Here is a 24,417-nt window from a genome sequence, read left to right on the forward strand (position 1 = left end):
CCCCGAAAGGGGCCGGCCGATGAAGTTCAATCCATCAGGTCGGCAACCGGGATCGGCTCCGAGATCGTCCATTCATCGACGACACCGGGCTTGCCCGCATTGGTTTCCACGATCAGGTAACGCGCCTGATTCTGATGGTGAAGCTCCGAAGTGAAGGTGCGCGGCCCGAACAGCGTCGGCTCGCCATTCATCTTCTCCAGCTCCGCCACAACGGCGCTGGTCTCGGTCGTCCCCGCCCGTTCCACGGCCTTGGCCCAGACGTCGATCATCACATAGCCCGGATAGACATACTGGGTGGACGGATCGCCCCCGGTCACTTCCTTGTATTTCGCGTTGAAGGCCGTCACCTCGGGGTTCGGGTCATCGCCATAGATCGACCCCTGCACCGGCACGAAGAAGTTCGACAGGTCCGGCACCGCCGACAGCCAGTAGGACCCGTCCACGCCCGACCCGTTCAGGATCATCGAGTTGATCCCCGCTGCGCGGATCTGCTTGATGGCCGAAACCGCACCCGGCATCATCGTGCAGAGCATGATGGCATCGGGTTCCTCGGGCAGCGACTTGATCCGGGTGATCTGCGCGGCGATCGAGGCATCCTCGTTCAGGAAGGTATCCTCGCCTACCAGCTTGGCATCCGCCAGCTTCGGCAGCATGTAGTCAAAGCCGTCGCAGATGCCCTTGTTGTATTCGGTCCAGGTGTCCAGCAGGCGGTAATAGGTCCGCGCGCCCTTCTTGTTATAGGACCATTCCGCCATGGTCGCGCCCTGCACCGCCGCCAGGACCGAGGCCGAGAAGGAGTTCGGCCCCACGCCCTGAATGCCGGCCTTGATCGATTCCGCGCAGAGGAAGAACGAGATCAGGCCCGAGCTTTCCGCCGCCAGCGCCGCCGGCGCGCCGAAGTCATAGTCGCAGGACACGACCACCATGTCGGCGCCCTGGTCGATGACCGAAAGCCCCGCCTTGGCGCCTTCGGCCCGGTCGGTCTTGGTATCGGCATTGACCACCTCGATCTGCTTGCCCAGCAGGCCGCCCGCTTCGTTGATCTCGCTGATGCGGATCATCGCGGCATCCTGCGCGGGCTTGTCATAGGCCTGCATGAACCCCGTCTCGGCGGTGGCAAAGCCGACGATGATGCGCTCGTCATCCGCAAAGGCCGCGGTGGCAAGGCAGGTGGTTGCAGCCAGGATCGCTGTCAGTCTTTTCATGTTTGGTCTCCCGTTGGTTGACTTCTGTTGTCTGGTCCGGGTGCGCCCGGTTTCGCGAACCGGGGCAGCCGCCCGGTCCATTCGCTGTTGCCCATGATCCCGGCAGGCCGGAACATGAGGATCAGGATCATCACGACGCCAAGCGCGATCTCCTGCACCCCGCCCGGCAGGGCGAAGCTGCTCTCGCCGATGGCGACGCCCGCCTCCAGCCAGCGCAGGATCTGGATCAGGCTGGACAGGATCAGAACGCCGATCACCGCGCCCGACAGGCTCCCCATCCCGCCGACGACAAGCATGGACAGCGTGGTGAAGGTCAGGCCGAGGTAGAAGGTGTCGGGCGTGACAAGGCCGATGGAATGGGCATAAAGCGCACCCCCCGCACCCATGATGGCCCCCGACAGGACAAAGGCCACCAGCCGGACGCGGGGAATGTCCACGCCGCTGGCCGCCGCCGCAGTGGGTTCATCCCGTGCCGCCCGCAGCGCCAGCCCGTGACGGCTGATCGAAAAGGCCCAGGCCGCAAAGACCGACAGCACCGCCGCCACCAGATAGGGCCAGACCGTCCGCACGATCGGAATGCCCACAACCGACGAGGTCGCCGCCGTCACGCTGTCCCAGTTCGAATAGATCGAATTCACCATGGCCAGCATGGCGAAAGTGGCGATCGAGGCCGCGATCCCCGACAGCCGCATCAACACCGCGCCAAAGACCAGCGCCCAGAAGGCCGCAAAGCCCGCTCCCGCAATGGCCGCCGCCCAGAAGGGGATCTCCATCTGCATCAGCCAGTCGGGCAGGCCCGGCATGGCGCTCGACTTCATCATCGGCTTGATCGTCGTCCAGGCCGCGACATAGCCGCCAAGACAGGCAAAGGCGACGTGACCGAAGGAGATCACGCCCGAATTGCCGATGAAGGTATACAGCCCCACGACAAAGATCACCTGAAGGAAGATGTCGATCACGGTCTGGTTGAACGGGCGCGACCCGGCGGCCCAGGCCGCAAGGGCAAAGATCACCAGCAGCACCGACAGCAGCACGGGCGTCACGATGGTGCGGCGGGCCACAGAGGCGGTCGAGGGACGACGGGCCATCACACACGCTCCTTCGTGCCACGGGCCGACAACAGGCCCTGCGGCCGGAAGATCAGCACCAGGATCACCGCGCCATAGACAAAGGCATCGCGGAAGGCGCGGGCATCAGGCGGCAGGATCACCTGCATCACCGTTGCGATGGCCCCCAGCGCAAAACCCGCGATCACCGCCCCCGCAAGGCTGCCCATGCCGCCGATCACCGTGGCGATGAAGGCCATCAGCATCACCGATGCCCCCATCATGATATTGGCCGTCCCGGTCTGCGACCCGAGGATCAGCGCAATCGCCGCCGCCAGCGCCCCCGACAGCGCAAAGGCCCCCATGATCACCCGGTTCGCCCGCACGCCCAGCATCCGCGCCATGGTGAAATTCTCCGCCGCCGCGCGCATCTCCAGACCAAAGCGCGTCCGCCGCAGAAAGGCCGTCAGCCCGATCAGCACGGTGATGGTCACGAGGATGGTGATCAGTTGCAAAAGCGGCAGCCGCGCGCCCAGGATCTCGACCGGCTGGCTCAGTTCCGGCAAAAGAGAGATGCTCTTCGGCCGGCTGGAAAACAGCATCAGCAGGAAGTAGCGGATCACAAAGCCCAGCGCGAAAGAGGCAATCATCATCGTCGCCGGGTTCGCCCGGCGAAAACGGCGGAAGACCACCACCTCCGACAGCACCGACAGCCCCGCGCCCACAGCCAGCGCGAAGGGGATCAGCAGATACCAGGGCAGATTGCCCGCAAAGATGATGGCCACCGCATCGACCGACGGCCAGAGAAGGGCAAAGACGCAGAAGGCGATCACATCGCCATGGGCAAAGTTCACCAGCCGCATCACCCCGAAAATCAACGCGATGCCCAGCGCCCCCAGCGCATAAAGCGATCCCAGCGACAGCGCATCAAAGACGACCTGCATCAACCCACCCATCAATGATCCCCGTATCCGAAATAGGCGGCCTGCATCGCCTCGCTCTGCCCCAGGGCGCGCGCGTCGCCGTCCAGCACGATCTCGCCACCGCGCATCAGCATCATGCGCCCGCCCGCCATCATGGCGCGGGTGGAGGATTGCTCCACGATCAGCAGGGTCAGCTTCCGCTCCGCCCGCAGCGCGATCAGGCGTTCATAGACCTGATCGGTGATGTTCGGCGCAAGGCCGAGGCTCGGTTCGTCGATGGCCACAAGGCGCGGTGTCGTCATCAGCGCACGCCCGATCACCAGCATCTGCTGCTGGCCGCCCGACAAAAGACCCGCCTGCGCATGGCGGCGGTCCTTCAGGATCGGGAAGGTGGCATAGACTGCCTCAAGCTCGCTCGCCGCCCGCGCGCGCCAGCCACGACTGCCCGCATGCATCCCGGTGCCGACCATCAGGTTTTCCTCGATGGTCAGGGACCCGAACACATCCCGCCCCTCCGGGACCATCGACAATCCCAGCCGGGCGATATCCTCCGGCGCCTGTCCGGTGATGTCATGATCGGCGAAATCCACGCGCCCCCCCGCCGGAGGCGTAACCCCCGCGATGGCCCGCAGAAGCGAGGATTTCCCCGCCCCGTTCGGCCCGGTGATGAACAGCATCTCGCCTTCCGCCAGCGTGAAGGTCACCCCCCGCACCGCCGTCAGCCGCCCATAACGGACCGAGATGTTGGACAGCGACAGCAGGCTCATGCCTCCACCTCCAGCCCGGCTTCCAGAACGGGCAAATCGGTCTCGGCGGCGGTGCCCATATAGGCATGGCGCACCTTCTCGCTGGCACGGATGGCGGCGGGCGGGCCGGTCTCGATGGTCGCGCCGGAGTCGAGCACGACGATATGGTCGCACAGGCCCAGCACGAGGCCGACATTATGCTCGATCAGCAGGACGCCACAGCCCATCTCGCCCGCGATACGGCGGATCAGGGCCGAAAGGTCCTGCGCCTCCGCCGCGCTCATCCCGGCGGCGGGCTCATCCAGCAAAAGGAACTTCGGCCGCCCCATCAGCGCCCGGCCGATGGCGACGCGGCGCTCGTCGGTATAGGGCAGCGTCCCTGCGATGCGATCCGCCAGCGGCGCGATGCCCACCCAGTCAAGCATCGCCTCCGCCTCGGCCAGCGCGGCGGCGCGGCTCTGGCCCAACCCCACGCCGGTCACTTCCAGATTGTCGATCACCGCCAGATCGCGGAACAGCCGCCCGCCCTGAAAGGTGCGGGCGATCCCCCGCCGACGCACCTCATGCGGCTTCAGCCCCGAAAGCGGCTGCCCGTCCAGCCGGACAGCCCCCTCCGTCGCCGCCTGAAACCCGGTCAGCACATTGACAAGCGTGGTCTTTCCCGCCCCGTTCGGGCCGATCAGCCCGACGATCTGCCCGGAGGCAACGGAAAGGTCCACATCGGACAGCGCCTTCAGCCCTGCAAAGGCGACCGAAACCTTGTCGGCGCGCAGATCGCTCATGTCGCTCCTTTCCTGTCACGGGTGATGAGGTAGGACCCGCTGGCATCCAGCCGCGCGGTCCAGCCCGGTTCGACGACGATGGTGGTGGTGACTTCCTCGATCACCGCAGGGCCCTTGACCCTGGCCCCTGCGCCCAGCGGCGTGCCGTCATAGATCGGGGTCCTTATGCGCTTGCCATCGGCCGAAAAGACCGCCTCGCGATGCCCCTTCAGGGCTTTCGGCGCCGTCAGGCCCTTGCCGATGCTCATGCGCTCGGGCTTGTCCACCACGCCGTAAAGCGTGCTTTCGATATTCACCACCTCGACGGTCGAGGCAGGCTCGGCATAGGTGTAAAGCTCCTTGTGCCGGCGATGGAACGCCTCCTTCACCTTGCCGATGGATCGGGCATCCACCTTGAAGGTGCCGATCTCCACTGTGCATTCATGCACCTGCCCGACATAGCGCATGTCGAGGCTGCGCTTGACGACAATGTCCTTAGCCTTGAACCCGTCAGCCTTCAGATGCCCGATGCCCTGCGCCTCGATCTGGCCGAACAGCTCGTCGATCCGGGCATAGGCCGCGTCATTGTCCAGCCGCAGGGGCGCGGTGGCCATGTAGTTGTATTTCACATCGCTGATGATCTGCCCAAAGGCGCAAAGGCCCGAAGCCAGCTTCGGCAGAACGATGGTATCAATCCCGATCGCATCGGCCAGCGCCGTGATATGCGCCGCCGTCGCCCCGCCCGCGCCGACCAGCACGAAGTCGCGCGGGTCATAGCCGCGTTCCACCGTCACGCGGCGGATGCCGTTGACCATGTTCGCGTTGACGATGGTGAACATGCCATAGGCGGCACGCTCCACACTCATCTTCAGGGGTTCAGCCAGCTTGGTCCGGATCGCGTCATGGGCCTTCTGATGGTCTAGCGGCAACCGCCCGCCCACCAGCCCGTCAGGGTTCAGATAGCCCAGCACGAGGTTCGCATCCGAAACAGTCGGCAGCGTGCCGCCCTGCCCATAGCAGGCCGGGCCGGGGTCCGACCCCGCCGATTGCGGCCCCATCTGCATCAGGCCCATCTCGTCGATCCAGCCGATGGACCCGCCCCCCGCGCCCAGCGTCTCCACCTGGATCATCGGCACGCCGATGCGATAGCGCAGGAAGTCGATGTTCTTGTTGATATTGGTGCTGCCGTCCTTGGTCAGCGTGATGTCGAAAGATGTCCCGCCCATATCGACGGTGATCACATCCGTCTTGCCGAAGGGCGCGCAGACATATTGCCCGGCCGCCGGGGCCGAGGCTGGCCCCGAATTGATGGCATAGACCGACCGGTCCGTCATCGCCTGCCCGATGGCCAGCCCGCCGTTCGACTGGTAATAGCGCACTGGCTGCCTGGCGCCGAGGCTGCGGAAATAGCTGTCCACCGCCTCCACATAACGCTTCATGATCGGGGCGAGATAGGCGTTCACCACGGCGGTCGAAGTGCGGGTATATTCCCGCACCTGCGGGTAAAGCTCGCTCCCCACCGTCAGGATGACGCCGGGCATCATCTCGCGCACGATCTCGGCCGCGCGGGCCTCATGCCCCGGATGCAGCACCGACCAGACAAAGCTGATCGCCACCGTCTCCACCCCTTCCGCAAGGAACAGAGCGCAGGCCGCGCGCACATCCTCCTCGTTCAGCGCGACGCGCACCTCGCCGGTGGACAGGACCCTTTCCCGCACCCCGCGCCGCAGATAGCGCGGCACCAGCATCGTGGCCGGCGGATAGTCGGCATCATAGCGATAGCCGTCCTCCTTGTGGCCAAGGCGGATCTCAAGGCTGTCCTCATGCCCTGCCGTGCAGATCAGGCCGGTCTTGGCCCCCTTGTGGGTGATCAGCGCATTCAGCCCCACCGTCGTCCCGTTGATGCAGAGATCGCAGTTCGACACGATCCGCTCCGCCGACACGCCAAGATCGTCAACCATCAGTTGCAACCCGTTGCGGATCGCCAGCGTCGGGTCCTGCGGGGTGGACAAAGCCTTGTAAAGCCGGACCTGCCCAGTCCTGTCCGCCAGCACGAAGTCGGTGAAGGTGCCGCCCGCGTCGATGCCCAGTCTGTATTCGGATTTCATTGCGCGCCCCCTTACTTCGCCGCCACGGCGCGACGGGTCGCGCGCAGGGCTTCGGTTGCCGCCATGTCCACCTGTAGGCTGGCCGGATCGCTGATGATGACGCCGTAATCCTCCTTCGCGCCCTGTATGGAAACGAGCCCGTTCTTCACGTCCCAGACGACCTTCTCGACCGCCCGCTCCATCGGGCTGCCATAGCCGCCACCGCCGGGGTTCATGTTGGTGATCCGGTCGCCGGGCTTGATGACCTTGATGACATTCTCGCGGATGGTTTCCGACCGGTCCCCCTCGACCAGTTCCAGCCGCCCGACCTTGGTATCGATCATCGTGCTGGCCGCGCCCGCCGCGCCAACGGCAGGGATGCGGCGACCTTCGCCAAAGGTGATGAAGGTCATGTCATCGTTCAGCGGCTCCACCTCCCAGGCGGTGCCGCTGCCGCCGCGGAACTTGCCCGCCCCGCCGCTGTCGGTCATCAGAGAATAGCGGTGGATGATGATCGGATAGCTGTATTCCAGCAGTTCGACATCACCACTCGTCAGCGCGCCGAAACAGCATTCCGGCCCGCAGGCATGCCAGCCATCCTGGCTGGGCGTGGCCCCTGCCCCGCTGATGATGGTGGCCAGCACCATCGTCACATATTCCTCATCGTGGCGCTTGTCCCAACCCGCGATGTTCAACCCGTTCGCATGGCCCCAGCTTGCCGAAACCTTCGACGGCACCGCCTTCTCGAAGGCCAGCCGCACCGCATCGGTCAGCGTCTCCATCGGCGTGGTGGTGCAATTCATGTGCGGCGCGGGTTCTGCGGCGTTGCAGATCGTGCCCTTGGGGCCGAAATCCACGCTGACGCAGCGATAAAGCCCTTCGTTATAGGGGGGCGGCAACTGGGCGAACATCATCAGGCCCAGATAGACGCCGGAATGGCTGTTCCCCTCATAGCTGTTGATGAAATAGGGGATCTGCGGGGGCGACGAGATGGCGATATGGCAACTGTCGCCCGTGATCGTCACCGTCGCCTTGATCTCGAAATCGCCATAACCGTGGCCCGCATCCTCAAGGATCGCAGCCCCTTCATAGGTGCCATCCGGCACCGCCGCGATCAGCCCGCGCATCTGGCGTTCGGCCATGTCGAGAAGCGTCTCGATGCAGGCATCGACCTGCGCCTCGCCATATTTCTCCAGCATCGCCAGCAGCGCCCGCTCGCCCACCTGGCAGGCCCCGATCAGCGCGTTGAAATCGCCCTCCTGATCGCGGCGGGCGCGCATGTTCGTCAGGATGAAGTTCAGCACATCCTTGCGCGGCTGCCCCCTGTCCCAGACCTTCACCGGCGGGATGCGCAGGCATTCGGCATAGATTTCCTTGGCATTCGGGTTGTAACCCGCCGGAACCGGGCCGCCCACATCGGTCAGATGGCCCTTGCAGACCGTCCAGTATTTCAGCTTCCCGCGCCAGAAGACCGGCTTGTAGAAACAGGTGTCGATGGCATGCGATCCGCCCCAGGCCGGATCATTGTGGATGATCAGGTCGCCTTCATGGATGTCGCCCTCGAAATACTTCGCCACCACCTTCATCGCCGGGATCAGGCTGCCCAGATGGATCGGGATATCCTGCCCCTGCAAGATCATCTCGGGCCGATGGTTGAACAGCGCCGTGGAATAGTCATGCGCCAGGTTGAACACGCTCGACCGCGCGGTCTTCTCCAGCGACAGCGTCATCTCGCGCTGCGTCGTCTCCAGGATGCCCCGCACCACCGACAGGGTGATGGGATCGACCTCCACCTTCTTTCTTGCCGCCTTCGCCATCACGAAACCCTCCGATAAGGGCCGCGCAAAAGGGTCGCGGTCGGGCCAACGGCCCGGTTCCATGCCAAATCCACCCTGTCGCGCGGCGTCTGTTGCGCCCTTGATCGGACAAGGCTAGCGGTCCTGCGCCGGGCAGGTCTTTGCACCCAATGCACCGCCTTTTGCGTTTCCGTGCTGTCCCCCCGCCGCGCGGCTTGCCCGACTCGGCCACCCGTGGCCAGATGACCGCAACAGGGGGCCGGCCGATGAAAAGCACCATCACCACGCAGGGCATCAATGTCGGCGCGCGCAGCCGCCACTGGCACGAAACCATCGCGCAGGCCTATTTCCCCCTCGACCTCACCTTCGCCCGCCCCGAAGCCTTCGACGGCGAATTGACAAGCTGGCATCTGGGCGAGGTGTCGCTCTCCCGCCTCACCTCCGACCCCCTGCTCTACCGCCGCCTGCCGAAGCATTTCCGCGAACCGGGGCCAGAGGAGTTTCTCGTCACCCTGCCCATCCGCTCCGAGGTGCGCTTCGCCCAGGGCGGCAAGGAGGTGCGCGCCAATCCCGGTGCCTTCTTTATCGAACGCAGCCACGACCCCTATGAGTTCAGCCATGCCGAACCGGCCGATCTCTGGGTGATGAAACTGTCCAAGGCCATGCTGGGCGGCCGCATCCGCGCGCCCGACCGATTTTGCAGCCTGCAATTCGATGCGACGAACGGTGCCAACGGGCTCTTCGTCGATATGGTCCACCTGATCCCGCAACGCTATGACGCTATGACCGAGGAAACCCGCGCCATCGTCGGGCGGCAATTGGTGGACCTTCTGGCGCTGGCCATCCAGTCGGATGAACGTGTCCTGACCTCCGGCCTCTCCACCGTCCGCGCCGCGCATCTCGCGCGGATCGAAACCTTCGTGCGCCGCCATATCGACGACCCCGATCTCGGCCCCGAAACCGTCGCCGCAGGCTGCGGCATCTCGCTGCGCTACCTGCACGAACTCCTGCGCGACACCAACCAGACGCTGGGCCAGTGGATCCGCGACACCCGCCTTCAGGCCGCGATGGAGGATCTGAAGAACCCCGCCGACCGCCGCGCCATCGGCGAGATCGCCTATGCCCGCGGCTTCACCGATCAGGCCCAGTTCAGCCGCGCCTTCCGCGCCCGCTTCGGCGTCTCGCCGAAAGAGGCGCGCCATGGCTCGGGGGCAGCCTCCACGCCGTGACGGGCGGCCCGGTGCGGTCAACCCCGCCCGAGGCACCTCCGTAACAGCGGGATTGGCCCCCCCTGCCATCACTTGCCCAGATGGTCGCGGACGCGCTGAAGCGCCGCCTGCCGGTCATGCCGCGCCGCCAGCGCCTGATCCATCGTCACCTCGACAAACCGCGCCGGGCTGTGCGGCTGCAACTGCCCGATCAGGTCCATGTCGGCGCTGATGACGCAGCCCAGCATCATGTAGCCCCCGCCCGACACCGCATCGCGGTGCAGCACGATGGGCTCCGTCCCGCCCGGCACCTGGATGGACCCGTAGGGATAGCAGGCATCCACGATGTTCGACGGGTTCGACCCCGCGCCGAAGGGCTGTTCGCGCGGCACGAAATCCAGCGCCGTGCCGCCCTTGAACCGGTATCCGATCCGGTCCGCCTCGGGCGCGACCTTCCAGGTATCCGCAAAGAACCGCTTGCCCGCCTCGGCGGTGATCCGGTGCCAATAAAGCCCCGGCAGCATCCGCAACTCAGCCGGGTTCCCCGGTCCGCGCCGCAGCGCCGGCGGCACCGACCCCATCCCCGAACCGCCCTTGCCCAGAGGCAGGCTGTCCCCCGCCTTCAGCGCCCGGCCCTCATGCCCGCCCAGCGCGCCCAGCGTATAGGTGGACCGCGACCCCAGCTTCACCGGAACGTCGATCCCGCCAGACACCGCGATATAGGCCCGCGCCCCGGCCTTCAGGAAACCGAAGGACAGCCGGTCCCCCGCCTTCACCGGAAAGGCCTCCCAGCCCGGCCGCTCCTCGCCGTTCAGCTTGGGCGGCAGGTCGCCGCCACAGACGGCCACAGTGGCAGGCGCCGTGAATTCCAGCTCCGGCCCAAGGAAGACCGCCTCCAGCACCGCAGCCCCTTCCTCATTGCCGACCAGCATATTGGCCACGCGCAGGGCGAAACGGTCCATACCGCCTGAAATCGGGATGCCAAGGTGATAGTAACCGGGGCGGCCAAGGTCCTGCACGGTGGTCGACAGGCCGGGGGTGATGACATTAACGGCCATTCAGCGCCTCCATCAGCTTGGCATTGGTCCCGGCCATGTCCTTGTTGAACTCGGCCAGCGAGAAGGTGGCGGGGCGGATCACCGGCTCATAGCGATTGGCATCCACCGCCTCGATCGCGGCGTCATATTCATCCCGCGTCACCGGCTTCCATTTCACGATGTCGCCGGGCCGGAAGAGGCACATCTCCTCCGTCAGATAGGATACCTGCTGCGTCGGGTCATAGATCGGCATCGGCGTCACGCCGAACATCTGGTAGCCACCCGCCCCGCGCACCGAATAGATGCAGGAAAAACAGCCGCCATGCCCGATGGTCAGCTTCGGCGTATCGGTCCGGGGCCGCAGGTATTTCGGCACCTGCAACTGCCGTTTCCGCTCCACCATCTGATAGAGGAAGGGCAGACCGGCCACGAAGCCCACCATCGACACGAACCAGGGCTGGCTCGAATGGGCCTGCACGAAATTCTCCACCGTCCCCAGCCCGTTCACCTCAGCGGCATATTCAAGGTCGGTCTTGGACGGGTCCTGATGCCGCTCGCGGAACCGCATCAGCGTCTCATGCGTCCACGGGTCCTGATAGAGGACGGGGATTTCCATGATCCGCGTCTTCAGGCTCGCGTCAGACGTCGCCGCCGCCGCCTCCATCGACTGCAATTCCTTCAGCAGGTCACCGGGCTTGATCCGGTCGGGATCGAACTTGACCTGAAAGCTGGCATTGGCCGGGCAGATCTCGGTCACGCCCCGGATGCCCGCCGCCTTGACCGCATTGGTCATGGAGAGCGAGGTGAAAAAGGCCTCAAGCGACATCTCCTCGCTGACCTCTCCGAAGATGTGCTCGTCGCCGCCAAAGGTGAATCGGATCGACATGTGTCCTCCCTCAGGGCTCCAGCTCCGGCACCAGCCGGGCGGAATGGGTTGCAAGCCAGCCTTCCAGCCAGCGGGTGTGAACGGCATTGGCCTGCACCGCCGGATCATCGGCGAGTGCCAGGAACAGCGGCTTTGTCGTGCGCAGGCCCGCGATGCGGGTTTCCTTCAGCGCCCGCACCAGCCGGGTGATCGCCGCCTCGCGGGTCTCGGCATGAACCACCAGCTTGGCCAGCAGCGAGTCGTAGAAGGGCGGCACGGTATAGCCCGCATAGAGCATGCTCTCGAACCGCACCCCCGGCCCGCCCGGCACGCGCAGATCGCTCACCGTGCCGGGAAAGGGCGCGAAATCGCGCGACGGGTCCTCGGCGTTCAGCCGCACCTCGATGGCATGGCCGCGCGCAACGATGTCGCGCTGCGTCAGGCGCAAAGGCTCTCCCCCGGCGATGCGCAGCCCTTCCGCCACAAGGTCGATCCCGGTGATCATCTCGGTCACCGGATGCTCGACCTGAATCCGCGTGTTCATTTCGATGAAATAGAACCGGTCGGCGGCATCGTCATAAAGATATTCGATGGTCCCCGCGCCCGAATAGCCCACCGCCCGCGTCAGCCGCACGGCGCTGGCGCAAAGCTCCTCGCGCACCCGGTCCGACAAAGCGCGCGACGGCGCCTCTTCCCAGACCTTCTGGCGGCGGCGCTGAAGCGAACATTCCCGTTCCCAGCAATGCACGGCGTCGCGCCCATCGCCCAGAACCTGCACCTCGATATGCCGGGCCTGCGCGATGACCTTTTCCATATACAGCCCGCCATCGCCAAAGGCGGCCAGCGCCTCGGCCGCGGCCTGCGGAAAGGCGGCCTCGAACTCGGCCAGATCATTGGCGATGCGGATACCCCGCCCGCCGCCCCCGGCCGCCGCCTTGATCATCACCGGAAAGCCGGTCTCCATCAGGATCGCCCGCGCCGCCGCGATGTCGGGGACACGTCCCATCGACCCCGGCACCACCGGCACGCCCGCCGCATGGGCCGCCGACCGCGCAGCGACCTTGTCGCCCATGGTGCGGATCGCCTCGCCCGACGGTCCCACGAAGATCAGCCCCGCCGCCACGCAGGCATCGGCAAATTCGGCATTCTCGGCCAGAAAACCGTAACCGGGATGCACCGCATCACAGCCCGTCTCCGCCGCCGCCTGCAACAGCGCCGACTGGTTCAGATAACTCTTCTTCGCCGCCGGCGGTCCGATATTCACCGCCTCATCCGCAATCTGCACATGCAGCGCGTCGCGGTCGGCCTCGGAAAACACGGCCACGGTCGCAATCCCAAGGTCCTGCGCCGCGCGGATCACCCGCACGGCAATCTCGCCCCGGTTCGCGACCAGAAGCTTCTTCAGCATCAATCCACCTCGGCCAGAACGGCACCCGCCATCACGGGTTCCTCATTGTCGGTGACAAAGCGGATATTGCGTCCCGCCACCACGGCCTTCACCTCGTGGAAGGATTTCATCACCTCGATCAACCCGATCACGTCGCCCACCGCCACGGCATCGCCATCGGCCTTGAAGGGCGGCTTGTCGGGGGCGCTGGCGCGGTAGAAGGTGCCGGGAAGCGGGGACAGAAGCTGTGCCATGGGGTCCTCTCAGGTGTAGGGCTGCACCGCCGCCCGCACCGCTTGGGCGATGTCGATGGCGTTCGGCGTGTCGGAATGGATGCAGATGGAATCGCAGCGCACCGGAATGTCGCTGCCATCCGTGGCCGTGCCCTTGCCCTCCGTGATCGCGCGGATGCAGCGCGCGGCCATCAGGGCGGGGTCCTTGGCATCATGCTGCCGCGTCACGATCAGGCTGCCATCGGGGCGATATTCCAGATCGGCATAGAATTCGGCGATGAAGCCATGGCCGCGGGCGGGATAGATCTTCTCATGCAGCGTGCCGGTCATGCCCAGCAGCGGCACCTTGAACACATCCGCCGCGTCGCAGACCGCCTGCGCGATCTCCTCCTGCCGCGCCGCCATGCCGTAAAGGCTGCCATGCGGCTTGATGTGGTTCAGCTCCATCCCCTCGGCCTTCAGGAAACCGCAGAGCGCGCCGACCTGATAAATGATGCAATTGGCCATCTCCTCGCGGCCCATCTTCATCTCGCGCCGGCCGAAGCCCTGCAAATCCGGCAGGGACGGATGCGCCCCCACCTTCACCCCATGCGCCTTGGCCAACCGAACGGTGGCGCGCATATGGTCGTAATCGCTGGCATGGAAGCCGCAGGCCACATTGGCGATGTGGATCAAGGGCATAAGCCCCGCATCATCCCCCATTTTCCACAGGCCAAAGCTCTCGCCCATGTCACAATTCACAGTGACAGGCATCGCACCCCCCGATCTTTTCCGTAATGACGGGATGCTGGACCGACTCGGGCCGCATAGGCAAATACGAAATTCTGCAAGACGATATCGAAAAATCTGATACACAAACACGCATGTCCCTGACGCTCAAACAGCTCCGCTACTTCATCGCCGCGGCCGAGACCGGGCAGATCAGCCATGCCGCGATGGAGATGAACATTTCGCAATCCGCCGTCACCGCGGCGATCCAGGGGCTGGAGGCGACACTCGGGGTCAAACTGCTCAGCCGCGGCGCGCAGGGTGTGGCGGTCACCCCCGAAGGCGCGCGTTTCCTCGCCCGCGCACGCGGCATCATGGCCGCCGTCGAGGACGCGACCCGCAGCCCGCTGGGCGAAGAAACCCGCGTCACGGGCCGCCTGCGCCTTGGCCTGACCTATACCGTTGCGGGCTATTTCATGGCCCGCCACTACGCCGCCTTCCGGCGCAGCTATCCCGGCATCACGCTGGAAATGTCCGAACAGCCCCGCGCCGCGATCGAGAACGCGCTGGTCACCGGCGGGCTCGACCTCGCGGTGATGCTGACCTCGAACCTTGCCAACCATGACGATCTGGATGCCGAAACCCTGTTCCGCTCCCGCCGTCGGCTCTGGCTGCCCTCGGATCACCCGCTCCTGGCGCTGCCGCAGGTCAGCCTGCATGACGTGGTGCGCCAGCCCTATGTCATGCTCACGGTGGACGAGGCCAGCCGCACCGCCGGCCGCTACTGGGATCACTACGGCCTCGTCCCGCAGATCGCCTTCGCCACCTCCTCGGTCGAGGCGGTGCGCTCCATGGTCGCGGCGGGAATGGGCGTGACCATCCTGTCCGACATGGTCTATCGGCCCTGGTCCCTGGAAGGCCAGCGCATCGAACAGCGCGTGACGGTGGAACCGGTCCCGTCCATGGATGTCGGCCTGACCTGGGCGCGCAACCGCCCGCTTTCTGGCCTCGCGCAGGTCTTCCGCGCCTTCCTGTCGCTGACCCTCGGGTCGGGCGGCTGATCGACGCAGCGCCCCCGACAAGGCCGCAGGACAGGTCTGCCAACGCAAGGCAGCGGCCCGCCGCGCCCCCGGCCTTCACCGAAAAACCTCAATGAACAAAGGCGCGGATCATGCCCCCGCGCAGTCCGGCCAAGGCTGTCCAGCCCACCCCCACGCGGCGGAACCCTTCATGTGTCAGACTCCTGTTGACATAAGTAACACAGGGCCTAGATTACAGATGCCAAGACAAGTCTGACAATTGTCACGGCATGGGAGGAGAAGACCATGGCGCCGCTGCTGGAGGTCGAGGGGCTCGCAAAGAGCTTCTCGGGCGTCCCCGCCTTGATTGACGGACGTTTCAGGCTCGAACCGGGAAGCGTGCACGCCCTCTGCGGCGGCAATGGCGCGGGCAAGTCCACCTTCCTGAAGATCGTCATGGGCATCCACGACCGCGACAGCGGCACCATCCGCCGCAATGGCCGCGAAGTCGCCTTTGCCAACCCGGCAGAGGCGCTGCGCAACGGCATCGCCATCGTGGAACAGGAACTGTCGCCCGTCCCGGCGATGACCGTCGCCGAAAACATCTACATGGGGCGCGAACCGCTGCGCAGCTTCGGGCGGATCGACTTCGCCACGCTCAACAAACAGACACAGGCGCTGCTCGATGGCTTCGGCTTTGCCATCCGCGCGACTGATCTGATGATGGACCTGACCGTCGCGCAGACCCAGCTTGTCGAGATCGCAAAGGCGCTCAGCTATGACGCCGAGGTCATCATCCTCGACGAACCGACCTCCGCCCTGGGCGAGGCCGAGGCCGAACATCTCTTCGAGGCCATCGCCACGCTCAAGGCCCGCGGCAAGGGCCTGATCTATGTCAGCCACCGCCTGTCTGAAATCTTCTCCATCGCGGACCGCTACACCGTCTTCCGCGACGGCCGCTTCATCCAGGACGGCGACATGGTCGACATCTCGAAAGAGCAGCTTATCCAGCTCATCGTCGGCCGCCCCCTGAACGAGGAATTCGTCAAAGAGAACCAACCCGGTCAGAAGGTCGTCCTGCGGGCGGACGGGCTGGCCGCGGCGCGCGGGGTGCGCGACCTCAGCTTCGACCTGCACGAAGGCGAAATCCTCGGCTTCTACGGGCTGATGGGCGCCGGACGGACAGAGGTTCTGGACAGGCTGTTCGGCCTCTCCCCCGAAACCGGCGGCAATCTGCACCTGAACGGCAAGCCGCTGCGGATCACCCGCCCCTCCGATGCGATTGCCGCCGGGATCGCCTATGTCACCGAAGACCGCAAGCAGACCGGGCTCGTCCTGACATCCAGCGTGCGCGACAACCTCTGCCTGTCCAGCCTTGACCGGCTGTCGCAATTCGGCGTGATGCGCCGCCGGCAGGAGGCGCTGGACGCCGCCGCCATCATCGAACAGTTGCGCATCAAGACCGCCAGCGATGCGCTTGGGGTGGCCAGCCTTTCGGGCGGCAACCAGCAGAAGGTCGTCCTGGGCAAGTGGTTCATGATCAATCCCGGCATCCTGCTTCTGGATGAACCGACACGCGGCGTGGATGTCGGCGCCAAGCGCGAGATCTATCGGGTCATCTCCGATTTCGCGCGGGCGGGCGGCGCGGTCATCATGGTGTCGTCCGAGACGGACGAAGTCCTTGGCATGGCCGACCGCGTGATCGTGCTGAAGGACGGGCGCAAGGCGGGCGAACTGACCCGCGACAGGCTGAGCGCAGAAGAACTGCTGCATCTGGCTGCGTGACGGATGCCGAAAGAGCAATGGTAGGAAACATGCAGAGAAAACCCACGACCGCAACGCCATGGACCGCCGGTCTCCTGGTCCAGCGCTACGGCATCTTCATCGCCCTGCTGCTGCTCTGCTTCGCGCTGGCGGTGATGAACGAGAATTTCCTGTCCACGCGCAACATCCTCAACGTGCTGCGCCAGACCTCGATCAACGGGATTCTGGCCATCGGGATGACCTTCGTCATCCTGACGCGCGGGATCGACCTTTCGGTCGGGTCGGTCGCCGCCTTTGCCGGCGTCGTCGCCGCCTCCCTCGCCACCACCTCGGCCACCGGCACCATCGCGGGCGGCCCCTACCCTGCCGTGCTCGCCATCATGGTGGGGCTTGCGGCGGGCATGGCCTGCGGATCGCTGTCCGGCGTGATCGTCGCGCGCTTCAGCGTGCCCTCCTTCGTGGTGACGCTGGGGATGCTCTCGGCGGCACGCGGCCTGACGCTTCTCTACTCGGGCGGGCGCCCCATTCCTGCGCTGACCGAAGACTTCCGCTGGATCGGCACGGGCAGCATCTGGGGCATTCCGGTTCCGATCCTGCTGCTGATCGGCACCTTCGCCGTGGCGCATTTCGTGCTGACCCAGACGCGCTATGGCCGCCATGTCTATGCGGTCGGGGGCAATCCCCATGCGGCCAAGGTCTCGGGCCTGCCGGTCCACAAGATCCGCTTCTCGGTCTATGTGATTTCCGGGGCGCTGGCGGCGCTGGCGGGCATGCTGCTGGCCGCGCGCACAGGATCGGCCCTGCCACAGGCGGGCATCGCCTATGAACTGGATGCCATCGCGGCAGTGGTCATCGGAGGCACGTCCCTGGCGGGCGGCGTGGGTCGGGTGACAGGCACCCTGATCGGCGCGCTGCTGATCGGCGTGATGAACAACGGGCTCGATCTGATGGGGGTCGAATCCTACTACCAGCAGGTCATCAAGGGCATCCTGATCGTGGCTGCCGTGATGCTGGACCAATCCAAGAACAAGCAGGACTGACGTCCGTGACTTGTGCGGCCGCCACTCCGGTCGCCGCATCGACGAAGCGCAATCCATGGGAGGAAAGACGCAAATGACGAAGAAGGCATTCTTGATGGCATCGGCTCTGACGCTGGTTGCCGGGGCCGCCATGGCCCAGGACAAGCCGAAGATCGGCGCGGCCCTGTATGGCCTGAACGCCGAATTCATGCAGCTCTGGGCAGCCGCGGCCGAACAGCACCCCGCCGTGCAGCAGGGCCTCGTCGAACTGACGATCTTCGACGGCCGCTATGACGCGCTGGTCCAGCAGGAACAGTTCGAAACGATGATCACCGAAGGCTACGATGCCATCGTCTTCGCCCCCATCGACGCCGATGCCGGCGCGGCGGCGGTCGAAGCGGCGCATGCCGCGGGCATCCCGGTCATCGGCACCAACACCATGGCCAACACCGATCTTCTGACCTCCTATGTCGGGTCGGATGACGTGCAGTCGGGCTACATGGAAGCGCGCTACCTGCTCGACCAGATCGGCTGCACCGGCAATGTCGTCATCATCGAAGGTCCCATCGGCCAGTCGGCGCAGGTCCAGCGTCTGGAAGGCAACATGAAGGCGCTTGCCGAATGCCCGGACGTGAAGATTCTGGAACAGCAGACCGCCAACTGGAGCCGCGCGGAAGGCCAGACCCTGATGGAAAACTGGCTGACCACCCATGGCGACGCGATTGATGGCGTGATCGGCCAGAACGACGAGATGGCGCTGGGCGCGATCGAGGCGATCAAGGCCGCCGGCATGGCCCCCACCGATTTCGCCATCGTCGGCATCGACGGGGTGACCGATGCGCTTCTGGCGGTGAAGGCCGGCGAAATGGCCTCCATCCTCCAGGACGGCGCGGCACAGGCGCATGGCTCCATCGACATCGCGATCAAGCAGGTGATGCCGGACTACGAACCGATGTCGGCCATCTGGACCCAGTATCCCGACATGCCGTGGAACGGCGGGGCCGACAAGATGTACATGGTTCCGTGGACGCCCGTCACCGCCGAGAACGTGGACGCGCTGCTGGCAACCCGGCAGTAAATCCAGAGGATTTCCCCGAGGGCGCCCGCTCCCGCGCCTTCGGGGAAACCCATCACCGACAGACAAGAGATGAACGATATGACCGCTGGCACTCTTCCATTCTCCCTTTCGGGCAAGGTCGCTGTCGTGACAGGCGCCGCTTCGGGGATCGGCGCGGCCATCGCCGAGGCTTTCGCCGCCCGCGGTGGCCGGGTCGCGCTTCTGGACATGAACCTGGACGCCGCGCGCAGCCGTGCCGCCGGGCTGGAAGGGGCCGTGGCCCTGGCCTGCAATGTCACCGATGCGCAAAGCGTCGCCGATGCGCTGGCCGCCGTCCGCGCGCAACTGGGCGTGCCGGACATTCTGGTGAACAGCGCCGGGATCGTCGATCTCGCCCCGGCCGAGGACCTGTCGCAAGGCGCCTGGGACCGCACCATGGCGGTGAACCTGACCGGCACCTTCCTGATGGCCCAGGCCGTCGGGCGCATGATGATCGCCGAAGGCAAGGGCGGGCGGATCGTCAACCTTGCCAGCCAGGCGGGTTCGGTCGCAATCGACGGCCATGTCGCCTATTGCGCCTCGAAATTCGGCGTGATCGGCGTGACCAAGACGCTGGCGCTGGAATGGGGCCGCCACGGGATCACCGTGAACTCCGTCTCGCCGACGGTGGTTCTGACGGAGCTTGGCCGCAAGGCATGGGATGGCCCCAAGGGCGAGGCGATGAAGGCCCTGATCCCGACCGGCCGCTTCGCCGAACCGGAAGAAATCGCCTCCGCCGTGCTGTTTCTGGCCTCGGACGAGGCGGCAATGATCAACGGGGCCGATCTCCTCGTTGACGGCGGCTATACGGTGAAGTGAGGACGAAGATGCAAAGATTTCTGAACGATCCCGATGATCTGGTGGATGAAACGGTGGCAGGCTTCGTGAAGGCGCACCGCGATCTGGTGCATCTTTCGCCCGAAAACGCGCGCGTCGTCGTGTCGAACTTCGCACCAGAGGCCGGCCGTGTCGGGATCGTGACGGGCGGGGGATCGGGGCATGAACCCGCCTTCATCGGCTATACCGGGCGCAATCTCGTCGATGCCGTGGCCGTGGGCGAGATCTTCTCCTCCCCGACCGCCAAAAGCTTCGCCGATGCGATCAAGGCCGCGAATGGCGGGGCCGGGGTGGCCGTGCTCTACGGCAATTATGCCGGCGACAACATGAACGTGAAGATGGCCGCTCGGATGGTGGCCAAGGACGGGATCGAGGTCGCAACCGTCGTGGCCAATGACGACGTCTGTTCGGCCCCCGCGACCGAGCGGGAAAAGCGCCGCGGCGTGGCGGGCGAAATCTTCATGTGGAAGATCGGCGGCGCCAAGGCCGCCACTGGCGCGCCGCTGGCCGAAGTCCAGGCCGCCGCGCAAAAGGCCATAGATGCCTGCCGGTCGGTCGGCGTGGGCCTCGGCCCCTGCACCCTGCCTGCCGTGGGGCATCCGAATTTCCAGATCGCAGCCGGGCAGATGGAAGTGGGCATCGGCCACCATGGCGAACCCGGCACGCGGGTCGAGGCTCTCCGCACCGCCCGGGACGTGGCCGATGACATGGTCCGCCTCGTGATGGAGGACCACGCCCTTCCGGCGGGGACAGAGCTTGCGGTCCTGGTCTCGGGGCTGGGCGCAACACCGGTCAACGAACTCTATGTCCTCTACGACCGGATCGAGTCGCAGCTTGCCGGTCTGGGCATGACCGTCCACCGCGCCTTCGTCGGCAATTACTTCACCTCGCTGGAGATGGTCGGGGCCACGCTGACCGTGATGGCGCTGGACGACGAATTGAAGGCGCTTCTGGACATGGACTGCGCATCCCCCGCGCTTTGAGGACCCGATGACACATATCCCCAATTCCGGTCAGGCCGCCATCATCGAAGAAGTGGCCGAGGTGATCGTCGCCAACAAGGCCTGGCTGTCCGAGATCGACGGCAAGATCGGCGACGGCGACCACGGCAGCAACATGGCCAAGGGCTTCGGCCGCGCGGCAGAACGCATCCACGGCAAGGACATGTCGCTCGACGCGGCGATGCTCGTCCTGTCCGACATCCTGATGAGCGAGATCGGCGGCTCCATGGGCCCGCTCTACGGCCTGATGTTCGAAGACATGGCCGAAGCCATCAAGGGGCGCAGCGAGATCGACGCCGAGGCCTTTTCGGCCATGCTCAACGCAGGTCTTGCCGCCGTGCAGGGCGTCGGCAACGCGCAGGTGGGCGACAAGACCCTGATCGACACCCTGGTCCCCGCCGTCGCCGCCTTCGACGCGCACAAGGACCGTGGCTTCGCCCCCGCGCTCGCAGCCATGGCTGCGGCGGCAGAGCAGGGCCGCGACAGCACCATCGACCTCGTGGCCCGCATCGGGCGGTCCAGCCGTCTGGGCGAAAGGTCGCGGGGCGTGCTGGATGCGGGGGCCACCTCCTGCTGCATGATCCTGACCAGTCTCGGCACGTCCATCGGCAAGCGCCTTGCCTGACGGAACAGCCCCTGCGGCGGGGCCACTGATGGCTTGCAAGGCGCTGCAAATCCGGCTCATGCTTGGCCATGGACAACATCACCAACAGACAGATCACCGATATCTTCCGCCTCATCGCCCTGCGCCTGTCCGAGGCGCGGGTCGAACTCGGCGCGCTGGATGGGGCGATCGGGGATGCCGACCATGGCAACTCCATGGCTGAAGGTTTCGCGGCCGTGGTGCGCGCCACTTCGGCCATGATCGACGCCAGCCCGTCCGAACTGTTCATGGTGGCGGCGCGGTCCTTCCATTCCGAAGTGGGGGCCACCACCGGGCCGCTCTATGCCAGCGCGATGATGGCCGCCGGCCGCGATCTCGACGGCAAGACCGTTCTGACCGCATCCGACATCGTCAGCCTCCTGCCCTCCTTCGCGCGCGGCATCGCCGAACGGGGCAAGGCGCAGGCGGGCGACAAGACGATGATGGATGCCTGGGGCCCGGCAGCACGGGCGGCGGCAGAGGCGCTGAAGGCAGGCCTTCCGGCGCAGCACTGCATGGCACGGGCCGAACGCGCCGCACGGGAAGGCTGCGACTCCACCCGCGCCATGGTCGCCTCGGTCGGGCGGGCGGCGCGGCTGGGCGCGCGCAGCCTCGGCCATGTCGATCCCGGTGCGGCCTCTGCCGTGATCATCATCGCCGCGCTTCAGGAATGGCTGGCCGGGCGCGACGGCACAGGCGCGGGGGATCGGGTCTGATGCTGCCGGATCAGGTCGGCGCGCAGGTGGACAAGGACGAAGTGCGGATGCCCCTGCGCTTTGGCGAAGACCCCCTGCTCTGGGCCTCCTGGCTCTATTACGAGGAAGGTCTCACCCAGGGCAATATCGCAGAACAGATGGGCGTCTCGCGCCCCACGGTGAATGCCTACCTCGCCGAGGCACGCGCCCGCGGCATCGTGACCGTGGAAATCGTCCCCGAGAAATTCAGCAGCCTCAGCATCGCACGCGCGCTGCGCGACAGGTTCGGCTTGCAGGACTGTCTGGTCATCCCCACCGAAGGCGTCGATCGCCCGCTGATCCCGCGGCTGGGCGAGGCGGCGGCGCGCGTTCTGACACGCACCATGCGCTCGGGCGACACGCTGGCGGTCACCTGGGGCCGGACCATCCTCTCGCTCGCCGATCAGATCGGGCCGCTGAACCTCAAGGATCTGCGCGTGGTGCAGGCGACCGGCGGAACAACGGGCCGCATCCCATGGACCCCCGAAGCCTGCGCCTCCGGCCTCGCCAAGGCCATCGGCGCCACGGCCATCCCGATCTCGGCCCCGGCCATCGTCTCCTCGCCCGAAATCCGCGCCATGCTGATGCAGGAATCCGTCCTGGCCGAACAATTGGCGATCCTGGCAGAGGCCAACAGGATCGTCATGGGCATCTCCTCCCTGCGCCCCGAAAGCACGATCCATACCAGCGGTTTCCTCGATGGCGCGATGCAGCACCTGCACTATCAGGATGCCGTCGGCAGTCTTGTCGGGCGCTTCATCTCGTCGCGCGGCGACCCCGTGATCGGCCCGATGCATGACCGTACGATCGGCCTGAGCCTGGACCAGCTTCGCCAGATTCCGCAGCGCATCGCCATCGCCGGGGGGATCGACAAGGTTCCCGCGATCCTCGCCGCGCTGCGCGGCGGATATATCAGCGTTCTGGTCACGGATCTTGCCACCGGCCGCGGCGTGCTCGCGGCGGAAGGGCACCAGGAATCGCCACGCCGCGGCCTCGTCCCGTCGGATACCCCGCTCTTCCGGCGGACCGAGGTCAAGAAACTCATCAACGATCCCAAGGATGCCGTGGACGAGGCGCTGAAAGGCGCCCTCGCCGCGCATGAAGACCTGATCGAGCCGGTTCCCGGGTCATCGCGGGCCGTGCGCACGACGGCGGGGCCCAGCCCGGGCAAGGTCGCCATCGTGATCGGCGGGGGCGCCGGGCACGAACCTGCCTTCTGGGGCTATGTCGGGCCGGGCCTTGCCGATGCAGCCGTCATCGGCAATGTCTTCGCCTCGCCGCCCCCCGATCCGATCATCGCCGCCACCCGCGCGGTGGAGGGAGGCGCCGGTGTGCTCTACATCTACGGCAACTTCACCGGCGACGTGATGAATTTCGACATGGCCGCCGAAACGCTCGAAGCCGAAGGCCTGCGCATCCGCTCCATCGTCACGACCGACGACATCGCCTCCTCTCCGGCCGAGATGAAGGGCACGCGCCGGGGCGTGGCGGGAAATGTCTTCACCTTCAAGATCGCCGGTGCCGCGGCGGCCCGCAGGCTACCCCTGGACGAGTGCGAGGCCATGGCCCGCCACGCCAATGCCCGGACCTATACGATGGGCCTCGCGCTTGAACCGTGCAGCCTGCCCGAAACGCGCCGCCCCAGCTTTGACCTCGGCCCCAACGACATGGAGATCGGCGTCGGCGTGCATGGCGAGCCGGGGGTGGAACGCCGGGGGCTGGACAAGGCCGATGCCTGCGCCGACCTGCTGCTGGACCGCATCCTTGCGGAACTGCCCTGCACGGCCGGCGATGAGGTGGCGATCATGGTCAATTCCCTGGGCAGCACCCCGAATTACGAACTCTACATCGTGCTCCGCCGCGTCCGGCAAAGGCTCAAGGCGCGCAGCCTGAAGGTGCATCGCAGCCTGGTGGGGGCCTATTACACCTCGCTGGACATGGTCGGCGTGTCGCTTTCGGTGCTGCATCTCGATCCCGATCTGAAAGACCTGCTGGATCACCCCTGCCGCTCCGCGGCCCTCACGATCACCCCGTGACACGCAAACCCTCGCCGCGCGCCCCGTCCCACCGCGCCGCCGCTTGATCAGCCCCCGCCCTCCCGGACAGCCGGACCTGCCCCACCGCATCCCGCCCGACCGCGCCGCCAAGATCGCCCCTTCCCGGTTGGCCTCCGCGCCGCAGAGTTCGGCGCCAAGACGCCCAGAATGTCAATCGGCACGCAAAACTGACCCCCTATCGGCGTCCAAAATTGACCCCTCTTTGCGTCGTCGAGATCAGGGCCTGAGCCGACGGAACTGATCAC

22 protein-coding genes are annotated in these 24,417 nt (G+C 65.9%); 10 read left to right on the forward strand and 12 right to left on the reverse strand.

Features of this window, described 5'->3' with window-relative positions:
- Positions 1-26: 26 nt before the first annotated feature.
- From C0V75_RS12495 to C0V75_RS12525, 7 genes are read right to left on the reverse strand one after another with little or no spacing between them, the layout of a single operon-like run.
- Positions 27-1,205 (reverse strand): ABC transporter substrate-binding protein, encoded by a 1,179-nt coding sequence (locus tag C0V75_RS12495; protein ID WP_101921242.1) that lies wholly within the window; start codon positions 1,203-1,205, stop codon positions 27-29.
- Positions 1,202-2,293 (reverse strand): branched-chain amino acid ABC transporter permease, encoded by a 1,092-nt coding sequence (locus C0V75_RS12500; protein WP_101921243.1) that lies wholly within the window; start codon positions 2,291-2,293, stop codon positions 1,202-1,204. The genes C0V75_RS12495 and C0V75_RS12500 overlap by 4 nt, the downstream gene beginning before the upstream one ends.
- Positions 2,293-3,207, reverse strand: coding sequence for a branched-chain amino acid ABC transporter permease (locus C0V75_RS12505; RefSeq protein WP_173861068.1), 915 nt, complete (start codon positions 3,205-3,207; stop codon positions 2,293-2,295). The genes C0V75_RS12500 and C0V75_RS12505 overlap by 1 nt, the downstream gene beginning before the upstream one ends.
- Positions 3,207-3,941: an ABC transporter ATP-binding protein gene (locus C0V75_RS12510; protein WP_101921244.1), complete on the reverse strand. Its 735-nt coding sequence runs from the start codon at positions 3,939-3,941 to the stop codon at positions 3,207-3,209. Before C0V75_RS12510 ends, C0V75_RS12505 begins: the two co-directional genes overlap by 1 nt.
- Positions 3,938-4,702 carry an ABC transporter ATP-binding protein gene (locus C0V75_RS12515; RefSeq protein WP_101921245.1) on the reverse strand — a complete coding sequence of 255 codons (765 nt, stop codon included), beginning with the start codon at positions 4,700-4,702 and terminating at the stop codon, positions 3,938-3,940. The genes C0V75_RS12510 and C0V75_RS12515 overlap by 4 nt, the downstream gene beginning before the upstream one ends.
- Positions 4,699-6,789, reverse strand: coding sequence for a hydantoinase/oxoprolinase family protein (locus C0V75_RS12520; protein ID WP_101921246.1), 2,091 nt, complete (start codon positions 6,787-6,789; stop codon positions 4,699-4,701). Before C0V75_RS12520 ends, C0V75_RS12515 begins: the two co-directional genes overlap by 4 nt.
- Positions 6,790-6,800: 11 nt before the next feature.
- Positions 6,801-8,585 (reverse strand): hydantoinase B/oxoprolinase family protein, encoded by a 1,785-nt coding sequence (locus C0V75_RS12525; RefSeq protein ID WP_101921324.1) that lies wholly within the window; start codon positions 8,583-8,585, stop codon positions 6,801-6,803.
- Between the two features lie 245 nt (positions 8,586-8,830).
- Here C0V75_RS12525 and C0V75_RS12530 point away from each other — a divergent pair, with 245 nt between their 5' ends.
- Complete coding sequence (locus C0V75_RS12530; RefSeq protein ID WP_101921247.1) at positions 8,831-9,793, forward strand: AraC family transcriptional regulator; 963 nt, start codon at positions 8,831-8,833, stop codon at positions 9,791-9,793.
- A 68-nt stretch (positions 9,794-9,861) separates the two neighbouring features.
- Here the strand turns inward: C0V75_RS12530 and C0V75_RS12535 are convergent, their stop codons facing one another.
- Genes C0V75_RS12535 through C0V75_RS12555 form a run of 5 tightly spaced genes read right to left on the reverse strand, consistent with a single transcriptional unit; the run spans position 9,862 to position 14,047 of the window.
- Positions 9,862-10,830, reverse strand: coding sequence for a biotin-dependent carboxyltransferase family protein (locus C0V75_RS12535; RefSeq protein ID WP_101921248.1), 969 nt, complete (start codon positions 10,828-10,830; stop codon positions 9,862-9,864).
- Positions 10,820-11,695, reverse strand: a complete 876-nt coding sequence (locus C0V75_RS12540; protein ID WP_101921249.1) for an allophanate hydrolase subunit 1 — start codon at positions 11,693-11,695, stop codon at positions 10,820-10,822. Before C0V75_RS12540 ends, C0V75_RS12535 begins: the two co-directional genes overlap by 11 nt.
- Before the next feature lie 10 nt (positions 11,696-11,705).
- The gene (locus C0V75_RS12545; protein WP_101921250.1) at positions 11,706-13,082 is read right to left on the reverse strand and encodes an acetyl-CoA carboxylase biotin carboxylase subunit; all 1,377 of its coding nucleotides are present in this window, start codon (positions 13,080-13,082) and stop codon (positions 11,706-11,708) included.
- Positions 13,082-13,315 carry an acetyl-CoA carboxylase gene (locus tag C0V75_RS12550; protein WP_101921251.1) on the reverse strand — a complete coding sequence of 78 codons (234 nt, stop codon included), beginning with the start codon at positions 13,313-13,315 and terminating at the stop codon, positions 13,082-13,084. The genes C0V75_RS12545 and C0V75_RS12550 overlap by 1 nt, the downstream gene beginning before the upstream one ends.
- Before the next feature lie 9 nt (positions 13,316-13,324).
- Complete coding sequence (locus C0V75_RS12555) at positions 13,325-14,047, reverse strand: LamB/YcsF family protein (RefSeq protein ID WP_101921252.1); 723 nt, start codon at positions 14,045-14,047, stop codon at positions 13,325-13,327.
- A gap of 110 nt (positions 14,048-14,157) precedes the next feature.
- Between C0V75_RS12555 and C0V75_RS12560 the strand changes: the two genes are divergently transcribed.
- The 9 genes from C0V75_RS12560 (at position 14,158) to C0V75_RS12600 (ending at position 24,151) form a co-directional block, all read left to right on the forward strand.
- The gene (locus C0V75_RS12560; protein ID WP_101921253.1) at positions 14,158-15,063 is read left to right on the forward strand and encodes a LysR family transcriptional regulator; all 906 of its coding nucleotides are present in this window, start codon (positions 14,158-14,160) and stop codon (positions 15,061-15,063) included.
- A 264-nt stretch (positions 15,064-15,327) separates the two neighbouring features.
- Positions 15,328-16,806 (forward strand): sugar ABC transporter ATP-binding protein, encoded by a 1,479-nt coding sequence (locus C0V75_RS12565; protein ID WP_101921254.1) that lies wholly within the window; start codon positions 15,328-15,330, stop codon positions 16,804-16,806.
- Positions 16,807-16,835: 29 nt separating this feature from the next.
- Complete coding sequence (locus tag C0V75_RS12570; RefSeq protein ID WP_216821448.1) at positions 16,836-17,825, forward strand: ABC transporter permease; 990 nt, start codon at positions 16,836-16,838, stop codon at positions 17,823-17,825.
- A gap of 94 nt (positions 17,826-17,919) precedes the next feature.
- A complete protein-coding gene (locus C0V75_RS12575; protein ID WP_254216459.1) occupies positions 17,920-18,882 on the forward strand; it encodes a substrate-binding domain-containing protein in 963 nt (320 codons plus the stop codon).
- Between the two features lie 69 nt (positions 18,883-18,951).
- The gene (locus C0V75_RS12580; protein WP_101921257.1) at positions 18,952-19,719 is read left to right on the forward strand and encodes a GolD/DthD family dehydrogenase; all 768 of its coding nucleotides are present in this window, start codon (positions 18,952-18,954) and stop codon (positions 19,717-19,719) included.
- Between the two features lie 8 nt (positions 19,720-19,727).
- The gene (locus C0V75_RS12585) at positions 19,728-20,720 is read left to right on the forward strand and encodes a dihydroxyacetone kinase subunit DhaK (RefSeq protein WP_101921258.1); all 993 of its coding nucleotides are present in this window, start codon (positions 19,728-19,730) and stop codon (positions 20,718-20,720) included.
- Positions 20,721-20,727: 7 nt separating this feature from the next.
- Positions 20,728-21,363 (forward strand): dihydroxyacetone kinase subunit DhaL, encoded by a 636-nt coding sequence (dhaL, locus tag C0V75_RS12590; RefSeq protein WP_101921259.1) that lies wholly within the window; start codon positions 20,728-20,730, stop codon positions 21,361-21,363.
- Positions 21,364-21,431: 68 nt separating this feature from the next.
- Entirely contained in the window at positions 21,432-22,097 is a 666-nt protein-coding gene (dhaL, locus tag C0V75_RS12595) for a dihydroxyacetone kinase subunit DhaL (RefSeq protein ID WP_101921260.1), read from the forward strand.
- On the forward strand, positions 22,097-24,151 hold the full coding sequence (locus tag C0V75_RS12600) for a bifunctional sugar-binding transcriptional regulator/dihydroxyacetone kinase subunit DhaK (RefSeq protein ID WP_101921261.1): 2,055 nt from the start codon (positions 22,097-22,099) through the stop codon (positions 24,149-24,151). The genes dhaL (C0V75_RS12595) and C0V75_RS12600 overlap by 1 nt, the downstream gene beginning before the upstream one ends.
- Positions 24,152-24,417 lie beyond the last annotated feature (266 nt).

The sequence above is a fragment of the Tabrizicola sp. TH137 genome (assembly GCF_002855575.1).
In the GTDB taxonomy this organism is placed as follows: domain Bacteria; phylum Pseudomonadota; class Alphaproteobacteria; order Rhodobacterales; family Rhodobacteraceae; genus Paragemmobacter.

Excerpts from the sequence above, each read along its gene's own strand:
- C0V75_RS12495 (WP_101921242.1), bottom strand. The coding sequence starts at position 1,205 with ATGAAAAGACTGACAGCGATCCTGGCTGCAACCACCTGCCTTGCCACC.
- C0V75_RS12500 (WP_101921243.1), bottom strand. The coding sequence starts at position 2,293 with ATGGCCCGTCGTCCCTCGACCGCCTCTGTGGCCCGCCGCACCATCGTG.
- C0V75_RS12505 (WP_173861068.1), bottom strand. The coding sequence starts at position 3,207 with ATGGGTGGGTTGATGCAGGTCGTCTTTGATGCGCTGTCGCTGGGATCG.
- C0V75_RS12510 (WP_101921244.1), bottom strand. The coding sequence starts at position 3,941 with ATGAGCCTGCTGTCGCTGTCCAACATCTCGGTCCGTTATGGGCGGCTG.
- C0V75_RS12515 (WP_101921245.1), bottom strand. The coding sequence starts at position 4,702 with ATGAGCGATCTGCGCGCCGACAAGGTTTCGGTCGCCTTTGCAGGGCTG.
- C0V75_RS12520 (WP_101921246.1), bottom strand. The coding sequence starts at position 6,789 with ATGAAATCCGAATACAGACTGGGCATCGACGCGGGCGGCACCTTCACC.
- C0V75_RS12525 (WP_101921324.1), bottom strand. The coding sequence starts at position 8,585 with ATGGCGAAGGCGGCAAGAAAGAAGGTGGAGGTCGATCCCATCACCCTG.
- C0V75_RS12530 (WP_101921247.1), top strand. The coding sequence starts at position 8,831 with ATGAAAAGCACCATCACCACGCAGGGCATCAATGTCGGCGCGCGCAGC.
- C0V75_RS12535 (WP_101921248.1), bottom strand. The coding sequence starts at position 10,830 with ATGGCCGTTAATGTCATCACCCCCGGCCTGTCGACCACCGTGCAGGAC.
- C0V75_RS12540 (WP_101921249.1), bottom strand. The coding sequence starts at position 11,695 with ATGTCGATCCGATTCACCTTTGGCGGCGACGAGCACATCTTCGGAGAG.
- C0V75_RS12545 (WP_101921250.1), bottom strand. The coding sequence starts at position 13,082 with ATGCTGAAGAAGCTTCTGGTCGCGAACCGGGGCGAGATTGCCGTGCGG.
- C0V75_RS12550 (WP_101921251.1), bottom strand. The coding sequence starts at position 13,315 with ATGGCACAGCTTCTGTCCCCGCTTCCCGGCACCTTCTACCGCGCCAGC.
- C0V75_RS12555 (WP_101921252.1), bottom strand. The coding sequence starts at position 14,047 with ATGCCTGTCACTGTGAATTGTGACATGGGCGAGAGCTTTGGCCTGTGG.
- C0V75_RS12560 (WP_101921253.1), top strand. The coding sequence starts at position 14,158 with ATGTCCCTGACGCTCAAACAGCTCCGCTACTTCATCGCCGCGGCCGAG.
- C0V75_RS12565 (WP_101921254.1), top strand. The coding sequence starts at position 15,328 with ATGGCGCCGCTGCTGGAGGTCGAGGGGCTCGCAAAGAGCTTCTCGGGC.
- C0V75_RS12570 (WP_216821448.1), top strand. The coding sequence starts at position 16,836 with ATGCAGAGAAAACCCACGACCGCAACGCCATGGACCGCCGGTCTCCTG.
- C0V75_RS12575 (WP_254216459.1), top strand. The coding sequence starts at position 17,920 with ATGGCATCGGCTCTGACGCTGGTTGCCGGGGCCGCCATGGCCCAGGAC.
- C0V75_RS12580 (WP_101921257.1), top strand. The coding sequence starts at position 18,952 with ATGAACGATATGACCGCTGGCACTCTTCCATTCTCCCTTTCGGGCAAG.
- C0V75_RS12585 (WP_101921258.1), top strand. The coding sequence starts at position 19,728 with ATGCAAAGATTTCTGAACGATCCCGATGATCTGGTGGATGAAACGGTG.
- dhaL (WP_101921259.1), top strand. The coding sequence starts at position 20,728 with ATGACACATATCCCCAATTCCGGTCAGGCCGCCATCATCGAAGAAGTG.
- dhaL (WP_101921260.1), top strand. The coding sequence starts at position 21,432 with ATGGACAACATCACCAACAGACAGATCACCGATATCTTCCGCCTCATC.
- C0V75_RS12600 (WP_101921261.1), top strand. The coding sequence starts at position 22,097 with ATGCTGCCGGATCAGGTCGGCGCGCAGGTGGACAAGGACGAAGTGCGG.